The following is a 15,812-nucleotide window of genomic DNA, read 5'->3' as shown; positions in this document are numbered from 1 at the left end:
GTCAGGTGCTGCGGGCCAGCACCAGCCGACAGCGCGGGCTGCCGTCCGGGCGGCGGCCGAACTCCTCAAGTGCCGTGTGGGTCACGGTGAATCCGGCCCCCGCGAGGTCGTCGAGCACCCCGCGCAGCGGGAACGTCCGGTAGTACATGACGAATTGCGGGCGCCAGACCAGATTGCGCACCCGCATTCCGGCGTCGAAGCCCCACAGTGCCCAGTACAGGGCCGAGTCGACGGGCGGCGGCGCGGTGACCGGGAAGGCGAAGAGCCCGCCGGGGCGCAGCGCGCCGCGCACCTCGGCGAACAGCCGGGGGCGTTCGGCGGGCAGGAAGTGCCCGAAGGCGCCGAAGCTGACGGCGAGGTCGAACTCCGCGTCGAAGGGCAGCGCGCGGACGTCGGCGCGGACCCACTCGGGCTCCGGTCCTTCGGCGGTGTCCCGGCCGGTGTACGCGGCGCGCGCGGCGGCCAGCATCCCCGCGCTGAAGTCCACGCCGGTGACGCGTTTCCCGCACAGCGACCGCAGCGTCCCGACGCCCGCGCCCGTACCGCAGCAGACGTCGAGTCCCGCGTCGAAGGGCCCGAGCGGCGCGAGAGCGCCCGCCACCGCGTCGAGGAAGGCATCGGGCGTGCGGAACGGTGTGTGGTCGAACTTCGGCGCGAGCAGGTCGTAGCCGCGGTCGACGGAGGAGAGCGCCTGCACCGCCAACTCGCGGAGGCTCGGCCCCTGATCGGAGAACATCCGGCCACCTTAGGCCGTGCGAAGCCGTGCGACGCCGTGTCGCGGCGAACGCCCGGCCCGCCGCCCGGGTGGATCGAGGAGGCGGCGGCAGGCCGGCGTGGACGGGCCCTCGGGGCGGCGTTCCCGCCGTTTATTCCCGGCGGGGGCGAAGTGAGGTGTGCATTACACCTGACCTCCACGAAACGGAAGCGTCATTCCTGATGCGATATTCTGCTGGCTTAACGGAATGTTCGTTCCGGTTCAAGCTTGAGGAGTTCCATGGCGTCCGAGACCCGGCGACCGCACCACCAGGTCACGTTCGCGGTCCTGGCGGCGGGTGTCGCCGCCTACGCGCTGTTGCAGTCCCTGGTCACCCCCGTCCTGCCGACGATCCAGGAGAGCCTGCACACCAACCAGAACACCGTCACCTGGGTGCTGACCGCCTACCTTCTGTCGGCGTCGATATTCACCCCGATCATGGGCCGCGTCGGCGACATGATCGGCAAGGAACGCGTCTTCGTGGCGACGATGTCCGCCCTCGCGGTCGGCTCGCTGCTGGCCGCGCTCGCGTCCAACGTGCAGGTGATGATCATCGCCCGCGTGATCCAGGGCATCGGCGGCGGTGTGCTGCCGCTGGCCTTCGGGATCATCCGCGACGAGTTCCCGCGCGAGAAGCTGAACGGCGCGGTCGGCGCCATCGCCTCGCTGATCGCGGTCGGCTCCGGCCTCGGCATCGTCCTCGCGGGACCCATCGTCAGCGTGCTGGACTACCACTGGCTGTTCTGGCTGCCGATGATCATGACGATCCTCGCGGCCGTGGCCGCGCACTTCTTCGTCCCCGAGTCCCCGATCCGCACACCGGGACGCATCAGTTGGCTGCCCGCCGTGCTGCTCTCCGGCTGGCTGGTCGCCCTGCTGGTCGCGCTGAGCCAGGCGTCGGTGTGGGGCTGGGCCTCAGGCAAGGTGATCGGCCTGCTGATCGCCGCCGTCGTCCTGGCCGTCGCCTGGGTGCAGGTCGAACTGCGCTCCGCCGTACCGCTGATCGACATGAAGATGATGCGGCTGCCCGCGGTGTGGACCAACAACCTGGTCGCGCTGCTCTTCGGTGTCGGTATGTACGCGACCTTCGCCTTCCTCACCGAATTCGTGCAGACCCCGAAGTCCACCGGGTACGGCTTCGGATCGAGCATCACCGAGTCCGGCCTGATCCTGCTGCCGATGTCGGTGACCATGTTCGCCGTCGGCCTGGGCGCGAGCCGTCTCGCCCAGCGGATCGGCGGCAAGATCGTCGTCCTGCTCGGCTCGCTGATCGGCACCGTCTCGCTGGCGATGATCGCCTTCGCGCACGGCGCGACCTGGGAGCTGTACATCGCCACCGGCGTGATGGGCGTCGGCTTCGGCCTGGCCTTCTCGGCCATGTCGAGCCTGATCGTCGCCGCGGTGCCGCCGGAGCAGACCGGCGTGGCCAGCGGCATGAACGCCAACATCCGCACCATCGGCGGCTCGATCGGCGCGGCGCTGATGGCCAGCATCGTCACCTCGAACCCGGCCGCCGACGGCCTGCCGCGCGAGTCGGGGTACACCAACGGCTTCGCGATGCTCGGTGTCGCGCTGCTGATCGCGGCCTTCGCCGCGATGCTGATCCCGGTCACCCGGCAGCAGACCAGGCTGGTGGATTTCGCGGACGAGCCCGCGCATCCGGAGTTGGCGGTGGTACCCGGCGGTACGGTCGTGGGTGACAAGCCGGAGTGAGCTCCGGCGTACGAACGGCCGCACCCACCGGGAGTGACGGATGACAGCGCGCGACACGCAGGACCGGCCGATGCGGCGCGATGCCGTACGCAACCAGCAGTTGGTCATCGAGGCCGCGCGTGAGGTCGTCTCCGAATTCGGCACGGAGGCGAGCGTGGAGCTGATCGCCTCGCGCGCGGGGGTGGGCGTCGGTACGGTCTACCGGCGCTTCCCCAACAAGGAGGCGCTGGTCGAGGAGATCGTCGGGCAGATGCTCAGCGAGCTGGTCGCCGAGGCGCGCCGTGCGCTCGCGCTCGGCGACGGCACCGGGCTCGAGGTCTATCTGCGGGCCATGGGCCAGTCGCTGAGCACCCACCGGGGCTACGCGGTCAAGGCGGTCGGCCACTCCAAGGCGGCCTGCGTCGAGCAGTTGCGCGACCTGATCACCGAACTCCTGGCCCAGGCGCAGGAGTTCGGGCGGATCGGTCCCGACATCGTGCTCGGCGACATCATGGCGATCTCGTGGGCGCTGCGCGGCATCGTGGAGACCGCGGGCCCGGTCGCGCCGGAGGCGTGGCAGCGGCATCTGGACATCCACCTCGCGGGGCTGCGCGCCCACGGCACGCCCGCGATCCACGCCCCGGCCACGCGCGAGCAGTTGACGCTCATCAGCAGTGGTGCGGGGCGCGCGAGCTGCGCGCGGGACGCGTAAGCGCCCCTGGCGCGGCCCTCCCCTGATGGCGCCGCTCCCCCTCACGCGTCGGCCGACGCGAGGGGGTGGCGGCGCGCGTCGTCAGCGGCGGGTGCCGCACCCCGGGCAGAAGGCGGCGCCCTCGGGGATCGGGGCGCTGCACGAGGCGCAGTTGTCGGGCTGCGCGAGCCGGTGGCCGCAGCCGGAGCAGAAGGCGGCGCCCCGCGTCTCCGTACCGCACTGCGGGCAGACGAGCTGGCGCGCGGCGGTCACGTCGAACGCCTGGCCGCTCTGCTGGCCCACGGTGTAGGCCCGCTCGGAGACCATGTCGTTGAGGCCGCGCTGCTGGGCGGCGAGGGCCTCGGCGGCGGTGTCCGGGGCGCAGGTCAGGCAGATGCCCTGAGCGGCGTTCCAGCAGCGGTTGCAGACGTAGTCGGTGCAGCGCGGGCAGCGGTTGAAGTGGCCCTCGGCGTTGGTGATCGCCCGCTGGAAGGACTTGTCGCGCGCGCTGCCGAAGCCCGCGCCCGCCAGGCCGTCGGCGGCGCTGGACATGCCGTAGCCGCCACGGCCGAGCACGCCGTAGGCCGCGCTGACGCCCTTGCCGAGCCAGCCCGCGACCCGGCCGCTGGTGTACGGCTCGAAGGCCGAGCGCCAGGTGTCCTGGCAGCGCCGGCACGAGAACTCGAACTGGAAGCCCGCTCCGGTGCCGTGCTCCTGGCACAGATCCCGGTAGTTGTTGCTGAAGTAGATCTCGGAACTCATTCCCACGCCTCCACCGCGCGCGCACCTCCGGTCGGGCCCCCTGACCCGCCGGTACCCCCACCAGCACGGACGCCCCGCACCCCACGCCGGTTTCCGAACGCGCCGTCCGGTTCTCACCGGGCCTGTTCGGCGCGCCCTGTACTGCCGCCCGATCCCGGGCAAGGGATACTGTCGCACACCCTGTTCGGTGCACGACACGCTCAACCGGCTCATGCCCGATACAGGGGAGTTGGGGCGGATCCCGGCATTCCGCCCCGGTCGCGGGGGTCAGCCCTGACGGGCCTTGAAGCGGGGGTCCTTGCGGTTGATCACATAGACCTTGCCGCGCCGGCGGACGATCTGGGCGCCCGGACGGCTCTTGAGCGAGCGCAGCGAATTACGGACCTTCATGGGACACCTTCCTGCTCGTACAGTCTCGTACTGTTCGTTGTGTGCATGGCAACGGTGATGCGGCCGGGTTCATTCCGTTCCGCGGACAGGCGGTGCGGACCGCCGTGAGGGGACCGAGATGAGCGACGAACAGCACGGCGGCGGAAGCGGCGACGCGGGCGGTACGGACGCGGACGCGCCGGACTTCTCCAGCCCCGGTTTCTCCAGTCCGGACTTCTCCAGTCCCGACTTCACGGGCCCCGACGCGCCCGAGATCCACGACTACACCCCGCCCGACTACGTCGTCCCGCCCTTCGAGGGCCCCGACTACGAGGCCGACTCCGCCGACGACCTCGTCCCCCAGGAGGTCGGCATCTCCCCCCACGGCTTCTCCAGCCCCGACTTCTCCAGCCCCGGCTCCATGGCCGAGGACACCCCCGACACCCCACCGACCCCCGACGAGGACCGCACCCGCTGAGGCGCGCGTCCGTCCTTGATCGGCGAGCGGTACCGGCCGGGGCGGCGCACTCTGGGACAAGGGGACAGCCACCCGCGAGGTGAGTCCCATGGCCCGTGTACGACTCCTGCCCGCCACGCTGCTGGTCGCCGTCACGGCGGCCACGGCCGCGGCCTGCGGCAGCACGGACGGCAACTCGTCGGCGGGCGTCACCGTCGCTCCGAGCGCGCCCGGAGCGACGGTGACGACCACCGTGACGACGCCGAATCCGCCGCCTGCGACACCGACGCCCACCCCGACCGCTCCGACGACGACCACCACAGCGACGGCCACCGCCACCGCCACCGCCACGGACCCGACGACGGTCGTCAGCGACTACTTCGCCGCGATCAACGCCCGCGACTTCGGCCGGGCGTGGGCTCTCGGCGGCAAGAACGTCAGCTCCTCCTACTCGGCCTTCGTCAACGGCTTCTCGTCCACCTCCGAAGACGTCGTGACCGTCCTCGCCAGCACCCCCACCACTGTCACCGTCCACTTGGACGCCACCCAGACCGACGGCACCGTCAAGTCCTTCGAGGGCACGTACTCCGTCGACGGCGGGCGGATCACCGGGGCCAGTGTCCACGCGGTGCCGGGCTCGGGAGCAGAGACGACCGGTCCGCCCGCGACCACGTACAAGGACTGCACGGACGCGCACGACCACGGCGCGAGCGACATTCCGAGCAGCGATCCGCGCTATCGGCCGAAGCTCGACCGCGATCACGACGGCCTGGCCTGCGAGCCGTCCGAGGGCGCCGCTCCCTGACCTCGCCGGGCCGCCGGGCGCGCTTTCCCGCACGGCTCGTCACGCAACCCCCGCGCCGGCGGCGGGAGAGCGCTCTCTGTCAGTCTTGACACGGGGTCTGCGGGGGACGATCGTCGCTTGCGCAGTCCGCTGTCGGCGCCCCCACGCGTCGTGCGGGCTGTGCGTTCCGTCGCTCTCCCACGCGCTGTCGAGCCGCACACAGGAGTCCCCCCATGCGTCGAACACGTCCTTGGATACGAACGGCGCTGCCCATAGCGGCAGCGCTCTTACTTGTGACCGGAGCAAGCGCTGTCTCCGCGAGCCGAAGTCCCGCGCAGGCCGCGACGCAGCCGTGGATGAACACGGCGCAGACGCCCGCGCAGCGGGCCGACGAGCTGCTGGCGGCGATGACGCAGGCGGAGAAGCTGACGATGCTGCACGGCGGGGCGTCGTGCGGGTACGTCGGGTGCGTGGACGGGAACACGCGCCTGGGCATTCCGCCGCTGCACCTTCAGGACGGACCGGTCGGTGCGGGTGACGGCTTCAACGACGTGACGCAGATGGCCGCCCCGGTCGCGGGCGCGGCGAGCTGGGACCCCGCGCTGATGCAGAACTACGGCAAGGTGCTGGGTTCGGAGCAGTGGGGCAAGGGCACCAATGTGGTGCTGGCGCCGACGATCAACATCGTGCGCGACCCGCGCTGGGGCCGCGCCTTCGAGTCGATGGGCGAAGACCCGTATCTGGCGGGCCAGTTGGGCGCCGCCGACATCCAGGGCATCCAGAGCCAGGGCCCGATGGCCCAGGTCAAGCACTATGTGGTCTACAACCAGGAGACCAACCGCAACAACGCCTCGGACAACGCGATCGTCTCCGACCGCGCCATCCGCGAGATCTACACCCCGGCGTTCGAGACGTCGGTCAAGCAGGGCCAGGCCGACTCGGTGATGTGCTCCTACTCGGCGATCAACGGCCCCTTCGCCTGCGAGAACGGCCCGTTGCAGAACGGCCTGCTCAAGGGCGACCTCGGCTTCACCGGCTTCATCACCTCCGACTGGGGCGGCACCCACTCCACGGTCGCCTCGGCCAACAACGGCCTGGACATGGAGATGCCGGGCAAGGACTACTACGGCACCGCGCTGACCAACGCGGTGAACAACGGCCAGGTCTCGCAGGCCACGATCGACGACCATGTGCGCCGCATCCTGCTGTCGATGTTCCGCCAGGGCCTGTTCGACAACCCCAACAACGGCTCCACGAACGCGGTCGTGACCTCCCCCGCGCACGCGGCGATCTCGCAGCAGGTCGCCGAGGAGGGCAGCGTCCTGCTGAAGAACGGCTCCTCGGTGCTGCCGGTCGCCTCGTCGGTCAAGTCCATGGCCGTGATCGGTGACGACGCGGGCACCGGCGCGATGACGCAGGGCGGCGGCAGCGCGGGCGTGAACGCGCCGCATGTGATCACGCCGTACCAGGGCCTCAAGTCCCGTGCGGGCAGCGGCACCACGGTGACGTACGCGCAGGGCGTCGCGTCGGCGAACGGTTCGCTGTCGCCTGTCGGCAGTACGTATCTCAAGCCGTCGCAGGGCACCGGCAGCGGCCTGTACGGCGAGTACCACAACAGCAAGGACCTGTCGGGCGCGGTGGTGGCGAGCCGGGTGGACTCGACCGTCGACAACGTGTGGGGCGGCCAGTCCCCGGCCCCCGGGGTCAACACCACCAACTGGTCGGCGAAGTGGACCGGCACGCTGACCCCGCCGACCACCGGCACGTACACCTTCTCGCTCAACAGCGACGACGGCAGCAGGCTGTTCGTCAACGGCCAGCAGATCATCAACAACTGGTTCGACCAGGGTCCGACCACCCGGACGGGCACGATCAGTCTGACGGCCAATCAGCCGGTGAGCATCGAGGTGGACTACTACCAGGCGGGCGGCGGCAGCAACGCCACGCTCGGCTGGCAGATTCCGGGCCTGTCGCTGCACGACCAGGCGGTCGCGACGGCGCGCTCCTCGGACCTCGCGGTGGTCTTCGTGAGCAACTTCGAGTCCGAGGGCGGCGACCTGTCGTCCATCGACCTGTCCTCCGCGCAGAATCAGCTCGTCACCGATGTCGCGGCGGCCAACCCCAACACGGTCGTGGTCGTCAACAGCGGTTCGGCGGTGACGATGCCGTGGGCCAACGCGGTGCGGGGCATCGTCGAGAACTGGTATCCGGGCCAGGAGGACGGCACGGCCATCGCCCGGCTGCTGTACGGCGACACGAATTTCTCCGGGAAGCTGCCGGTGACCTTCCCCGCCTCGATCGCCGACGTCCCGGCGCACACCACCGCGCAGTGGCCCGGCCAGAACAACACGGTGCAGTACAGCGAGGGCGTGAACGTCGGATACCGCTGGTACGACTCGCAGAACAAGACGCCCGCGTATCCGTTCGGCTTCGGCCTGTCGTACACGACCTTCGGCTACTCGGGTCTGACGGTCGGCGCTCCTGACGCGAACGGCAATGTGGCGGTCGGCTTCGACGTCACCAACACCGGTACGCGAGCGGGCGCCGAGGTCGCCCAGGTCTACGTCGGACAGCCCGCCACGACGGGTGAACCGCCCAAGAGTCTGCGGGGCTTCCAGCGGGTCAGCCTCAACCCCGGCCAGAGCCAGCACGTCTCGGTCACCCTGGACGCGCGCGGCTTCCAGTACTGGACGAACGCCTGGACCAACGCGGCCGGCACCAACGCCGTCTACGTCGGCTCCTCCTCCCGCGACATCCGCCTCACCGGCCAGACCACCATCCCCGCGGGCAACGGCGGCGGCGGTCACTCCCTGCTGTCGCGTACGGGGTGGACGGCGTCCGCCTCGGCGACCGGCGGCGGTGACGTGGCCGCGCGGATGCTGGACGGGGACTCGTCGACGCGCTGGAGCACCGGCACGCCGATGGCCAACGGCCAGACGGTGACCGTCGACATGGGCGCGTCGCACACCGTCGACCAGATCACGATGGACTCGGCGGGCAGCGCGAGCGACTACGCCCGCGGCTATCAGGTCGCGCTCTCGGCCAACGGCACCACCTGGAGCGCCCCGGTGGCCACCGGCACGGGTTCCGCCGCGCTGGTCACGGCGGCGTTCCCCGCGCAGGCCGCCCGCTACATCCGGGTGACCCAGACCGGCAGCGCCACGTCCTGGTGGTCGATCGCGGAGTTCAACGCGTACGGGTAGCCGACGCGTACGAGTGACTCGCCGGTGGACATCCGGCGGTGACCGGCCGGGGCGTGCGCACACACGCCCCGGCCGGTCCGCGTCAGCCCGCCGCCCGCGCGCCGTCGGTGTCCTTGAGCGCGACCGCCGCCGTCCGCACCACGGCCTCGGCGACGGCGGCCAGCGCCGGGGAGTCGAGCTTCCACTGCTGCCAGTAGAGGGGGACGTCGACGGGCCGTTCGAAGGCGAGGTCGACCAGCGTCCCGTCCCTGCGGTGCCCCGCGGCCTGCACCTCGGGGATCATGCCCCAGCCGAGCCCCGCCGCGACGGCCGTCACGAAGGAGTCGGAGGAGGGGACGTAGTGCCGGGCGCGCCGGGTGACCGGGGTGCTCGCTGCGCGGCCCGCGACCGGGGTGCTCGCGGCGCGGCGCGGCGCGAGGGCGCGCAGGAAGCGGTCCTGGAGGTCGTCCTTGCGGTCGAAGTCCACCAGCGGCGCGTCCGGCAGCGCCTCCCGCAGCGGCGCCCCCGACAGCCACCGCGTGTAAAAGGCGGGCGCGGCCATGGCGCGGTACCGCATGCGGCCGAGCGCGCGGACCGTACAGCCCTGCACGGGCTCCGGCGAAGAGGTGACCGCCGCCATCACCAGCCCCTGCCGCAGCCACCCGGCGGTGTGGTCCTGGTCGTCGCAGCGCAGGTCGAAGCAGACCGGCAGCCCCGCCGGGACCTCGGCGAGGGCGGGCAGGAACCAGGTGGCGAGCGAGTCGGCGTTGACCGCGATCGGCAGCGCCGTCGTACCGGCGGTCTCGTCGGACAGCCCCAGTTCGGCGCTGGCGTCCCGCTCCAGCCGGGTCAGCTGGCGTGCGAAACGGACGACGATCTCGCCGGACTCGGTCAGCCGTACCGGCTTGGTGCGCAGCAGCAGGACGCGTCCGGTGCGCTGTTCCAGCGCCTTGACGCGCTGGCTGACCGCGGACGGCGTGACGTGCAGGGTCTGCGCCGCGGCCTCGAAGGTGCCCTCGTCGACGGCGGCGAGCAGCGTGCGGACCTGGTCCAGCGGGAGATCGACCATCACGATCCCTTATGCTACCTAAGAATCATTAGCTGGATTGATGACAGTGGCTCTCCTAGCCTCGTCTCCATGCACGCAGCCCTTCTCGCGGCTCTGGCGGGTCTCGGTACCGGCCTGTCGCTCATCGTCGCCATCGGCGCCCAGAACGCCTTCGTCCTCCGGCAGGGCATCCGCCGGGAGCACGTCGCCGCGGTCGTCGCGATCTGCGCGCTGTCGGACGCGGCACTGATCACCCTCGGCGTGAGCGGGATCGGCGCCGTGGTGCACGCCTGGCCCTCGGCCGTCACGGTCGCGGCCTGGGTCGGCGGCGCCTTCCTGGTCGGCTACGGCGTGCTCGCCGCCCGCCGCGCGCTGCGCCCGGAACACCTCGACCCGGGGGGCGCGAGCGGCGGCACCCTGCGCGCGGCCGTCCTCACCTGCCTCGCCATGACCTGGCTCAATCCGCATGTGTACCTCGACACCGTGCTCCTGCTGGGGTCGGTGGCCAACGGGTACGGCGGTGGCCGCTGGCCGTTCGCCGTCGGCGCCGCGTCCGGCAGCGTCCTGTGGTTCGGCGCGCTCGGCTTCGGCGCCCGGCTGCTGCGGCGGCCGTTCTCCTGGCCCGGCTCCTGGCGGGTCCTCGACGGGGTCATCGCCGTCACGATGGTGACGCTGGGCGTGGTGATGGTGGTGCGGCTCTGAGGAACCGCCGGTGACCGCGGCCGATGCCCCGGCCCGTCCTCAGCCCCACATCCCCTCCCACACCCGCCCCTGCGCGGTCGGCCGGAAGCCGATCACGGCCGCGTCGTCGCGCCGCGAGTCGGCGGCGGCCAGCAGCCTGGCGCAGAGCGCGGCCAGCGGCACCCCGTCGGACTGCGCCTCCTCCGCGTGCGCGGCCAGATGCGCCATGCCCTCGGTGAGGTCGGTGCCCGGCACCTCGATCAGCCCGTCGGTGTAGAGCAACAGCGTGTCGCCCAGGCGCAGTTCGTGGTGCCAGGTGGCGCGCGGCAGCGCCGGGTCGACGCACAGCGGCAGGTCGGGCCCTTCGCCCTGGAGGAAGCGCGGCGCCCCTGAGACCGGGAGCAGCAACGGCGGCGGGTGGCCCGCGTTGGACCAGGCCGCGTGCCAGCCGCCGCCCGGCCCCGGGGTGAGCTGTGCGTGGACGGCGGTGACCAGCGGCGCGATGCCCAGGCCGTCGGCGACGCGGTCGAGCCGGGCGAGGCTGTCGGCGGGCGTGCCGGGGTGGACCTGGTCGTAGGCGATGACGCGGAGCATGCTGCGCAGCTGGCTCATCGACGTGGCCGCCTCCAGGTCGTGGCCCGCGATGTCGCCGATGGTGAGGGCGACGGAGCCGTCGGGGAGCAGCAGCGCGTCGTACCAGTCGCCGCCGATCTCGGCGGTCTTGCTGGCGGGCTGGTAGTGCGCGGCCAGTTCGGCGCCCGGCACGCGCGGGGTGGGGGTGAGCAGGGCCCGCTGGAGGGTGAGGGCGGTGTGCCGGGTGCGCTGGAGCTCCAGCGCCTGCCGCAGCGGGTCGCGCACCTCGTGCAGGATCTCGCCGAGCAGCGCGAGGTCGGCGGGGCCCGGCGGCGGGCTGTCGGCGCAGGCCGCCGCGACGGCGAAGGCGACCACGGCCGCGTCGATGACGATCGGCACGATGGTGAGGCTGGTGGCCCTGACCTTGCGCAGCCAGGCGGTGGACGCGTCGGGGACGATACCGGGCGGCGGTTCGCCGCTGGGGAAGGTCACCAGCCGGGGCCTGCGGCTCTCGATCACCTGCTGGACGACCGGGCCGACCTGGTACGGCTGGTCGTTCAGCGGCGGCAGGTCGGGCAGTCCCGCCCTGGCCGTCTCGGCGATCCGGGTGGCGGTGACCGCCCCGCCGGGACCGGGAGGCAGCCCCACGGCGGGCAGCAGGAACACCACGCAGGCGTCGGTCAGCTCCGGTACGACCGCCGAGGCCGTCGCGGCGAACGCCTGGGCCACGTCCTGCGCGGCGGTGACGGTGGCGACCCGGGCCAGCAGCCGCTCGCGCAGCCGGTTGCGCCACTGGTCCTCGACGTCGGAGGTGGTGCCGATCCACTCGACGGTCTCGCCGTCGCGCACGACCGGCACCGCCCGCGACTGCACGCGCCGGTACGCGCCGGTCGCCGTACGCATCCGGAAGGTGCACACGAACATCGTGGCCGGCCCGGTCGCCGCCTCCTGGAAGGTCTGGAGGAGCCCGGCGCGGTCGTGCGGGTGCACCGACTCCAGCCACACCTCGTCGATCCTGGACCGCCACGGCAGCCCCGTGAACTCCTCGAAGCCGCCGACCAGCTCGGTGATCGCGCCGTCGGGCCGCATCAGCCAGACGATCTGCGAGACGGCCGACATCAGCGCCTCGTAGCGCTGCAACGCCTGGTGGCGCTCCTCCGACAGCTCCTCGGCCCGCTCGGCGGCCTCGATGTGCGCGGTGGTGTCGATCGCGACGGTCAGCACGCCGGGGCCGTGCCGGGACACCACGGGCGAGAGGCTGTAGACGAAATGCCGCCGCCCGGGCGCGCCGGGCGTGCTGCCCCGCGTGGTGCGCGGGGTGGTCACCTGGCGCGGCGCCTTGTCGGTGTAGACGACGTCGAGCAGGTCGAGGTACGGCGACTCGTGCGGCTCGTCGAACACCTCGCCCGCCGGGACGCCGAGCGGGCGCGGTCCGAACAGGTCGTGGAAGGCGTCGTTGTAGTACACCAGCCGGTGCTCGGGCCCCGACGTCAGGGCCACGGACACGATGGCACGGTCGAACACCTCGGGCTCCAGCTCGGGGACGCCCATCTCGCGACCGGTACGCCTCATCCCTCGATCATCGCTCGACTGGCGCCGACGGGCGCGTCGGGAGCGCCGGGACGAGTACGTACCGGCGGGTACGGAACGCACGCGGCGGGTACGGGGCGCACACCGCGGCTACGGGGCGCACGCGCGGACACCTACCGGCGGATACGCGGCGGCCCGTGCGTACGCGCCCGCGGCCCGTACTCGCGCTCAGCGCAGCAGCGGGAGCCTGCCGACCAGCCGGTCCACCGCGTTGCGCGGGCCCACCAGGCTGATCGCGCTGTACGCCACGTCCTCGCCCTTGGTGCCCGCGAGCTGGTCCAGATACTGGTCGTAGACCCGTGAGGTCTGGGCCGCCTCGGGCATGTCGACCACCAGGACACCGTCCTTGGCCGCCGCCTTGCCGCGCAGCTCACGCAGCGTGCCGGCGTCCGCGGCGAGGACGGAGCAGCCCGCCCAGGGCAGGCCGGGGTGCACGGCGCCCGAGGCGTCCTCGCCGCCGCGCCCCACCAGGTCGGGCAGTTCCTTGCCGACCGAGGCGGCCATGCAGGCGGCGGCGTTCACCAGCCGCCCGGCGGGCAGCTCCTCGTCCACGACGATGACCCATTTGAGTTTCGCCTGCCGGGTCGACAGGTCCGTGCGCACGTCCATGCGGCGCCCTCCATCCGATCGGGAATCCGCCGCCTAGACTAGGCACACGTGCCGTCTTCTCTCAGAGCTACCGAACTTCATCAGGCAGATAGGGACTCTCGTGGAATTTGATGCGCTGGACCAGGCTCTGCTGGGGGAATTGCAGCACGACGCACGGCAGACCAACCGCGATCTCGCCGCCAAGACCGGCGTCTCCCCCTCCACCTCGCTCGAACGCGTCAAGCAGCTGCGCGACCGCGGGGTGATCACCGGCTACCACGCGACCCTGGACCTCGAAGCGATCGGCCGCCCGGTGCAGGCGCTGATCGCGGTACGGATCAGGCCGCCCGCCCGGCCGGTCATCGAGGGCTTCCGCGAGTGGGCCGCCACGCTGCCCGAGGTGATCGGCCTGTTCGTCACCTCGGGCCCGCACGACTTCCTGATCCACATCGCGGTCCCCGACGTGAACGGCGTCTACGCCTTCGTCATCGACCGGCTCACCGAGCGCCGCGAGATCGCCGATGTGCAGACGACGATGGCGTACGAGCACGTACAGCGGCACCGCGTCGACCCGGCCGGGCCCGCCGCGCGCTGACCGGGCCCGGCGCGCACCGGCCGCCTCACACCGCGCGGACTCCGGCACGGCGGCGGTGCGGGTGGCGCGGTCCCGGCGCGCCGGGCGCGGCGCGGTTGGCCGCGATCAGGTCGGCGTACCACCGGGCGCTGTCCTTGAGGGTGCGGCGCTGGCTGGCGAAGTCGACGTGCACGATGCCGAAGCGCTTGCTGTAGCCGTAGGACCACTCGAAGTTGTCGAGCAGCGACCAGAGGAAGTAGCCGCGGACGTCCACGCCCGAGCGCACCGCCTCCAGCACGGCGGCCAGATGGCCGGCCAGGTAGGCGATCCGCTCGGGGTCGTGGACGGCGCCCGACGGGTCGGCGTAGTCGTGGTACGCGGCGCCGTTCTCGGTGATCATCAGCGGCACGCGGGGCAGTTCCCTGCCCAGGCGGCGCAGCAGTCCGGTCAGGCCCTCGGCGTCGACCGGCCAGCCCATCGCGGTGCGCGGGCCCTCCGCGAGCAGGAAGCGGACGACGCCGTCGGTGCCCGGCCACGGCGAGGGCTCCGCCGGGGAGGGGCGGCCGGGCACGGCGGAGGGCGAGGCCGCCGCGGCGGCGACCACGGTGGGGCTGTAGTAGTTGAGGCCGAGAACGTCGATCGGCCGGGAGATCTCGGCGAGGTCGCCGTCCCGTACGAACGACCAGTCGGTGAGCGCCGCCGTGTCCTCCATCAGGTCGCGCGGGTAGCGCGCGTGGAAGACCGGGTCGAGGAAGATCCGGTTGGCCAGCGCCTCGATCCTGCGCACCGCGTCCCGGTCGGCCGCGGAGTCGGAACGGCCGCGCACCGCCGCCAGGTTGAGCACCAGCGAGACCGCGGCCGTGTCGGGGAGCAGTGCGCGCAGGGCGCCGACGGCCATGCCGTGCCCGAGGTTGAGGTGGTGCGCGGCGCGCAGCGCGGCGGCCGGGTCGGTCCTGCCGGGCGCGTGCGCGCCGGAGCCGTAGCCCAGAAAGGCGCTGCACCAGGGCTCGTTGAGGGTCGTCCACAGCGGGATGCGGTCCCCCAGCGCCTCGCCGACGAGCTCCGCGTAGTCCGCGAACCGCGCCGCCGTGTCGCGCTCGGGCCAGCCGCCCGCGTCCTCCAGCTCCTGCGGCAGATCCCAGTGGTAGAGCGTGACCACCGGCCGGATTCCCGCCTCCAGCAGCCGGTCGGTGAGCTGCCGGTAGAAGTCCAGGCCGCGCTGCACCGCGGGGCCCCGGCCGGTCGGCTGGACGCGGGGCCAGGACACCGAGAACCGGTAGTCCGTGACGCCGAGTTCGCGCATCAGCTCGACGTCCTCGGGCATCCGGTGCCGGTGGTCGGCGGCGATGTCGCCGGTGTCCCCGTTGCGCACCCGCCCCGGCGTGCTGCTGAAGGTGTCCCAGATCGACGGTGTCCGCCCGTCCTCCGTCGCGCCTCCTTCGATCTGATACGCGGCCGTGGCCGTCCCCCACCGGAATCCGGCCGGGAACCGCAGCTCCTCGGCAGTGGCGTGGTCGTCGACAGCGGTCATCTGGAAGCGCTCCCATGGCGGGTGGGTCGCGGATACGCGACGGTCGGGCGGAACGGGCGGGTTCGGTGCGCCGAGAGTCGGGGGGCCGCTCCGTCTGAGAGCGCTCTCAGGCCACCAGAAGGAGCGTGCCCGCTTCGGCGACCCCTCGTCAAGAGCCGTCGCACGACGAATACGGGAGGAGTGCCGCAATTCGGCCCGCGCGGTGGAGTGGTGACGGTCCGTCGGGTCCGGCCCGGCCGAGCGGGCCCGACTGGTCCGGCCCGTCTGATCCGGTCCGGCCGATCCGGTCCGGCCGATCCGGTCCGGCCGATCCGGTCCGGCCGATCCGGTCCGGCCGATCCGGTCCGGCGGCCTCAGGCGGAGGCGCGGACGATCAGCCGGGTCGGGGTGACGATGGACGACAGCGCCGGAACGGCCTCGGCGGCCAGCGCGGGCTCCAGGGCGCGCAGGAGGAGGCGGGCCATGAGGCGGCCCATTTCCTCGATGTCCTGGCGGACGGTGGTCAGGGGCGGGTCGGTCCATTCGGCGACGGAGAC

15 protein-coding genes are annotated in these 15,812 nt (G+C 72.3%); 7 read left to right on the top strand and 8 right to left on the bottom strand.

Annotated elements, in window-relative coordinates:
- Position 1: 1 nt before the first annotated feature.
- Positions 2 to 736: a class I SAM-dependent methyltransferase gene (locus tag ACIP4Z_RS22545; protein WP_401310764.1), complete on the bottom strand. Its 735-nt coding sequence runs from the start codon at positions 734 to 736 to the stop codon at positions 2 to 4.
- Between the two features lie 258 nt (positions 737 to 994).
- On the opposite strand from ACIP4Z_RS22545, the gene ACIP4Z_RS22540 reads away from it, so the two are divergent.
- Positions 995 to 2,467, top strand: a complete 1,473-nt coding sequence (locus ACIP4Z_RS22540; protein WP_391045579.1) for an MFS transporter — start codon at positions 995 to 997, stop codon at positions 2,465 to 2,467.
- A gap of 40 nt (positions 2,468 to 2,507) precedes the next feature.
- Positions 2,508 to 3,158, top strand: a complete 651-nt coding sequence (locus ACIP4Z_RS22535; RefSeq protein ID WP_391045581.1) for a TetR family transcriptional regulator — start codon at positions 2,508 to 2,510, stop codon at positions 3,156 to 3,158.
- Positions 3,159 to 3,239: 81 nt separating this feature from the next.
- On the opposite strand, the gene ACIP4Z_RS22530 is transcribed toward ACIP4Z_RS22535, so the two are convergent.
- Positions 3,240 to 3,899 (bottom strand): zinc ribbon domain-containing protein, encoded by a 660-nt coding sequence (locus ACIP4Z_RS22530; protein ID WP_355345949.1) that lies wholly within the window; start codon positions 3,897 to 3,899, stop codon positions 3,240 to 3,242.
- Between the two features lie 267 nt (positions 3,900 to 4,166).
- The gene (gene ykgO, locus ACIP4Z_RS22525; protein WP_188285404.1) at positions 4,167 to 4,289 is read right to left on the bottom strand and encodes a type B 50S ribosomal protein L36; all 123 of its coding nucleotides are present in this window, start codon (positions 4,287 to 4,289) and stop codon (positions 4,167 to 4,169) included.
- A gap of 118 nt (positions 4,290 to 4,407) precedes the next feature.
- Between ykgO and ACIP4Z_RS22520 the strand changes: the two genes are divergently transcribed.
- From ACIP4Z_RS22520 to ACIP4Z_RS22510, 3 genes are all read left to right on the top strand, one after another.
- Positions 4,408 to 4,746, top strand: coding sequence for a hypothetical protein (locus tag ACIP4Z_RS22520; RefSeq protein WP_401310759.1), 339 nt, complete (start codon positions 4,408 to 4,410; stop codon positions 4,744 to 4,746).
- Between the two features lie 88 nt (positions 4,747 to 4,834).
- Complete coding sequence (locus ACIP4Z_RS22515; RefSeq protein WP_401310756.1) at positions 4,835 to 5,530, top strand: excalibur calcium-binding domain-containing protein; 696 nt, start codon at positions 4,835 to 4,837, stop codon at positions 5,528 to 5,530.
- A gap of 335 nt (positions 5,531 to 5,865) precedes the next feature.
- Positions 5,866 to 8,712 (top strand): glycoside hydrolase family 3 C-terminal domain-containing protein, encoded by a 2,847-nt coding sequence (locus tag ACIP4Z_RS22510; protein ID WP_401310753.1) that lies wholly within the window; start codon positions 5,866 to 5,868, stop codon positions 8,710 to 8,712.
- Positions 8,713 to 8,794: 82 nt separating this feature from the next.
- Here ACIP4Z_RS22510 and ACIP4Z_RS22505 read toward each other — a convergent pair whose 3' ends face one another.
- Positions 8,795 to 9,760 carry a LysR family transcriptional regulator ArgP gene (locus ACIP4Z_RS22505; protein WP_401311276.1) on the bottom strand — a complete coding sequence of 322 codons (966 nt, stop codon included), beginning with the start codon at positions 9,758 to 9,760 and terminating at the stop codon, positions 8,795 to 8,797.
- Between the two features lie 69 nt (positions 9,761 to 9,829).
- Between ACIP4Z_RS22505 and ACIP4Z_RS22500 the strand changes: the two genes are divergently transcribed.
- Entirely contained in the window at positions 9,830 to 10,441 is a 612-nt protein-coding gene (locus tag ACIP4Z_RS22500; protein WP_401310750.1) for a LysE/ArgO family amino acid transporter, read from the top strand.
- A gap of 39 nt (positions 10,442 to 10,480) precedes the next feature.
- On the opposite strand, the gene ACIP4Z_RS22495 is transcribed toward ACIP4Z_RS22500, so the two are convergent.
- Both ACIP4Z_RS22495 and ACIP4Z_RS22490 read right to left on the bottom strand, forming a co-directional pair.
- Positions 10,481 to 12,565: a SpoIIE family protein phosphatase gene (locus ACIP4Z_RS22495; protein ID WP_401310747.1), complete on the bottom strand. Its 2,085-nt coding sequence runs from the start codon at positions 12,563 to 12,565 to the stop codon at positions 10,481 to 10,483.
- A gap of 186 nt (positions 12,566 to 12,751) precedes the next feature.
- Positions 12,752 to 13,192, bottom strand: a complete 441-nt coding sequence (locus ACIP4Z_RS22490) for a DUF2000 domain-containing protein (protein ID WP_355345927.1) — start codon at positions 13,190 to 13,192, stop codon at positions 12,752 to 12,754.
- 100 nt (positions 13,193 to 13,292) lie between these two features.
- Between ACIP4Z_RS22490 and ACIP4Z_RS22485 the strand changes: the two genes are divergently transcribed.
- Complete coding sequence (locus ACIP4Z_RS22485; protein WP_401310744.1) at positions 13,293 to 13,766, top strand: Lrp/AsnC family transcriptional regulator; 474 nt, start codon at positions 13,293 to 13,295, stop codon at positions 13,764 to 13,766.
- 25 nt (positions 13,767 to 13,791) lie between these two features.
- Here the strand turns inward: ACIP4Z_RS22485 and ACIP4Z_RS22480 are convergent, their stop codons facing one another.
- Complete coding sequence (locus tag ACIP4Z_RS22480; protein WP_401310741.1) at positions 13,792 to 15,276, bottom strand: GH1 family beta-glucosidase; 1,485 nt, start codon at positions 15,274 to 15,276, stop codon at positions 13,792 to 13,794.
- Between the two features lie 353 nt (positions 15,277 to 15,629).
- On the bottom strand, positions 15,630 to 15,812 hold a 183-nt coding region (locus ACIP4Z_RS22475; protein WP_401310738.1), incomplete at its 5' end, for a substrate-binding domain-containing protein.

The organism is Streptomyces sp. NPDC088910 (assembly GCF_044749865.1).
GTDB lineage: Bacteria > Actinomycetota > Actinomycetes > Streptomycetales > Streptomycetaceae > Actinacidiphila.
The sequence above is the reverse complement of the archived record's forward strand: the minus strand, read 5'-3'. Positions and strand labels throughout refer to the sequence as shown.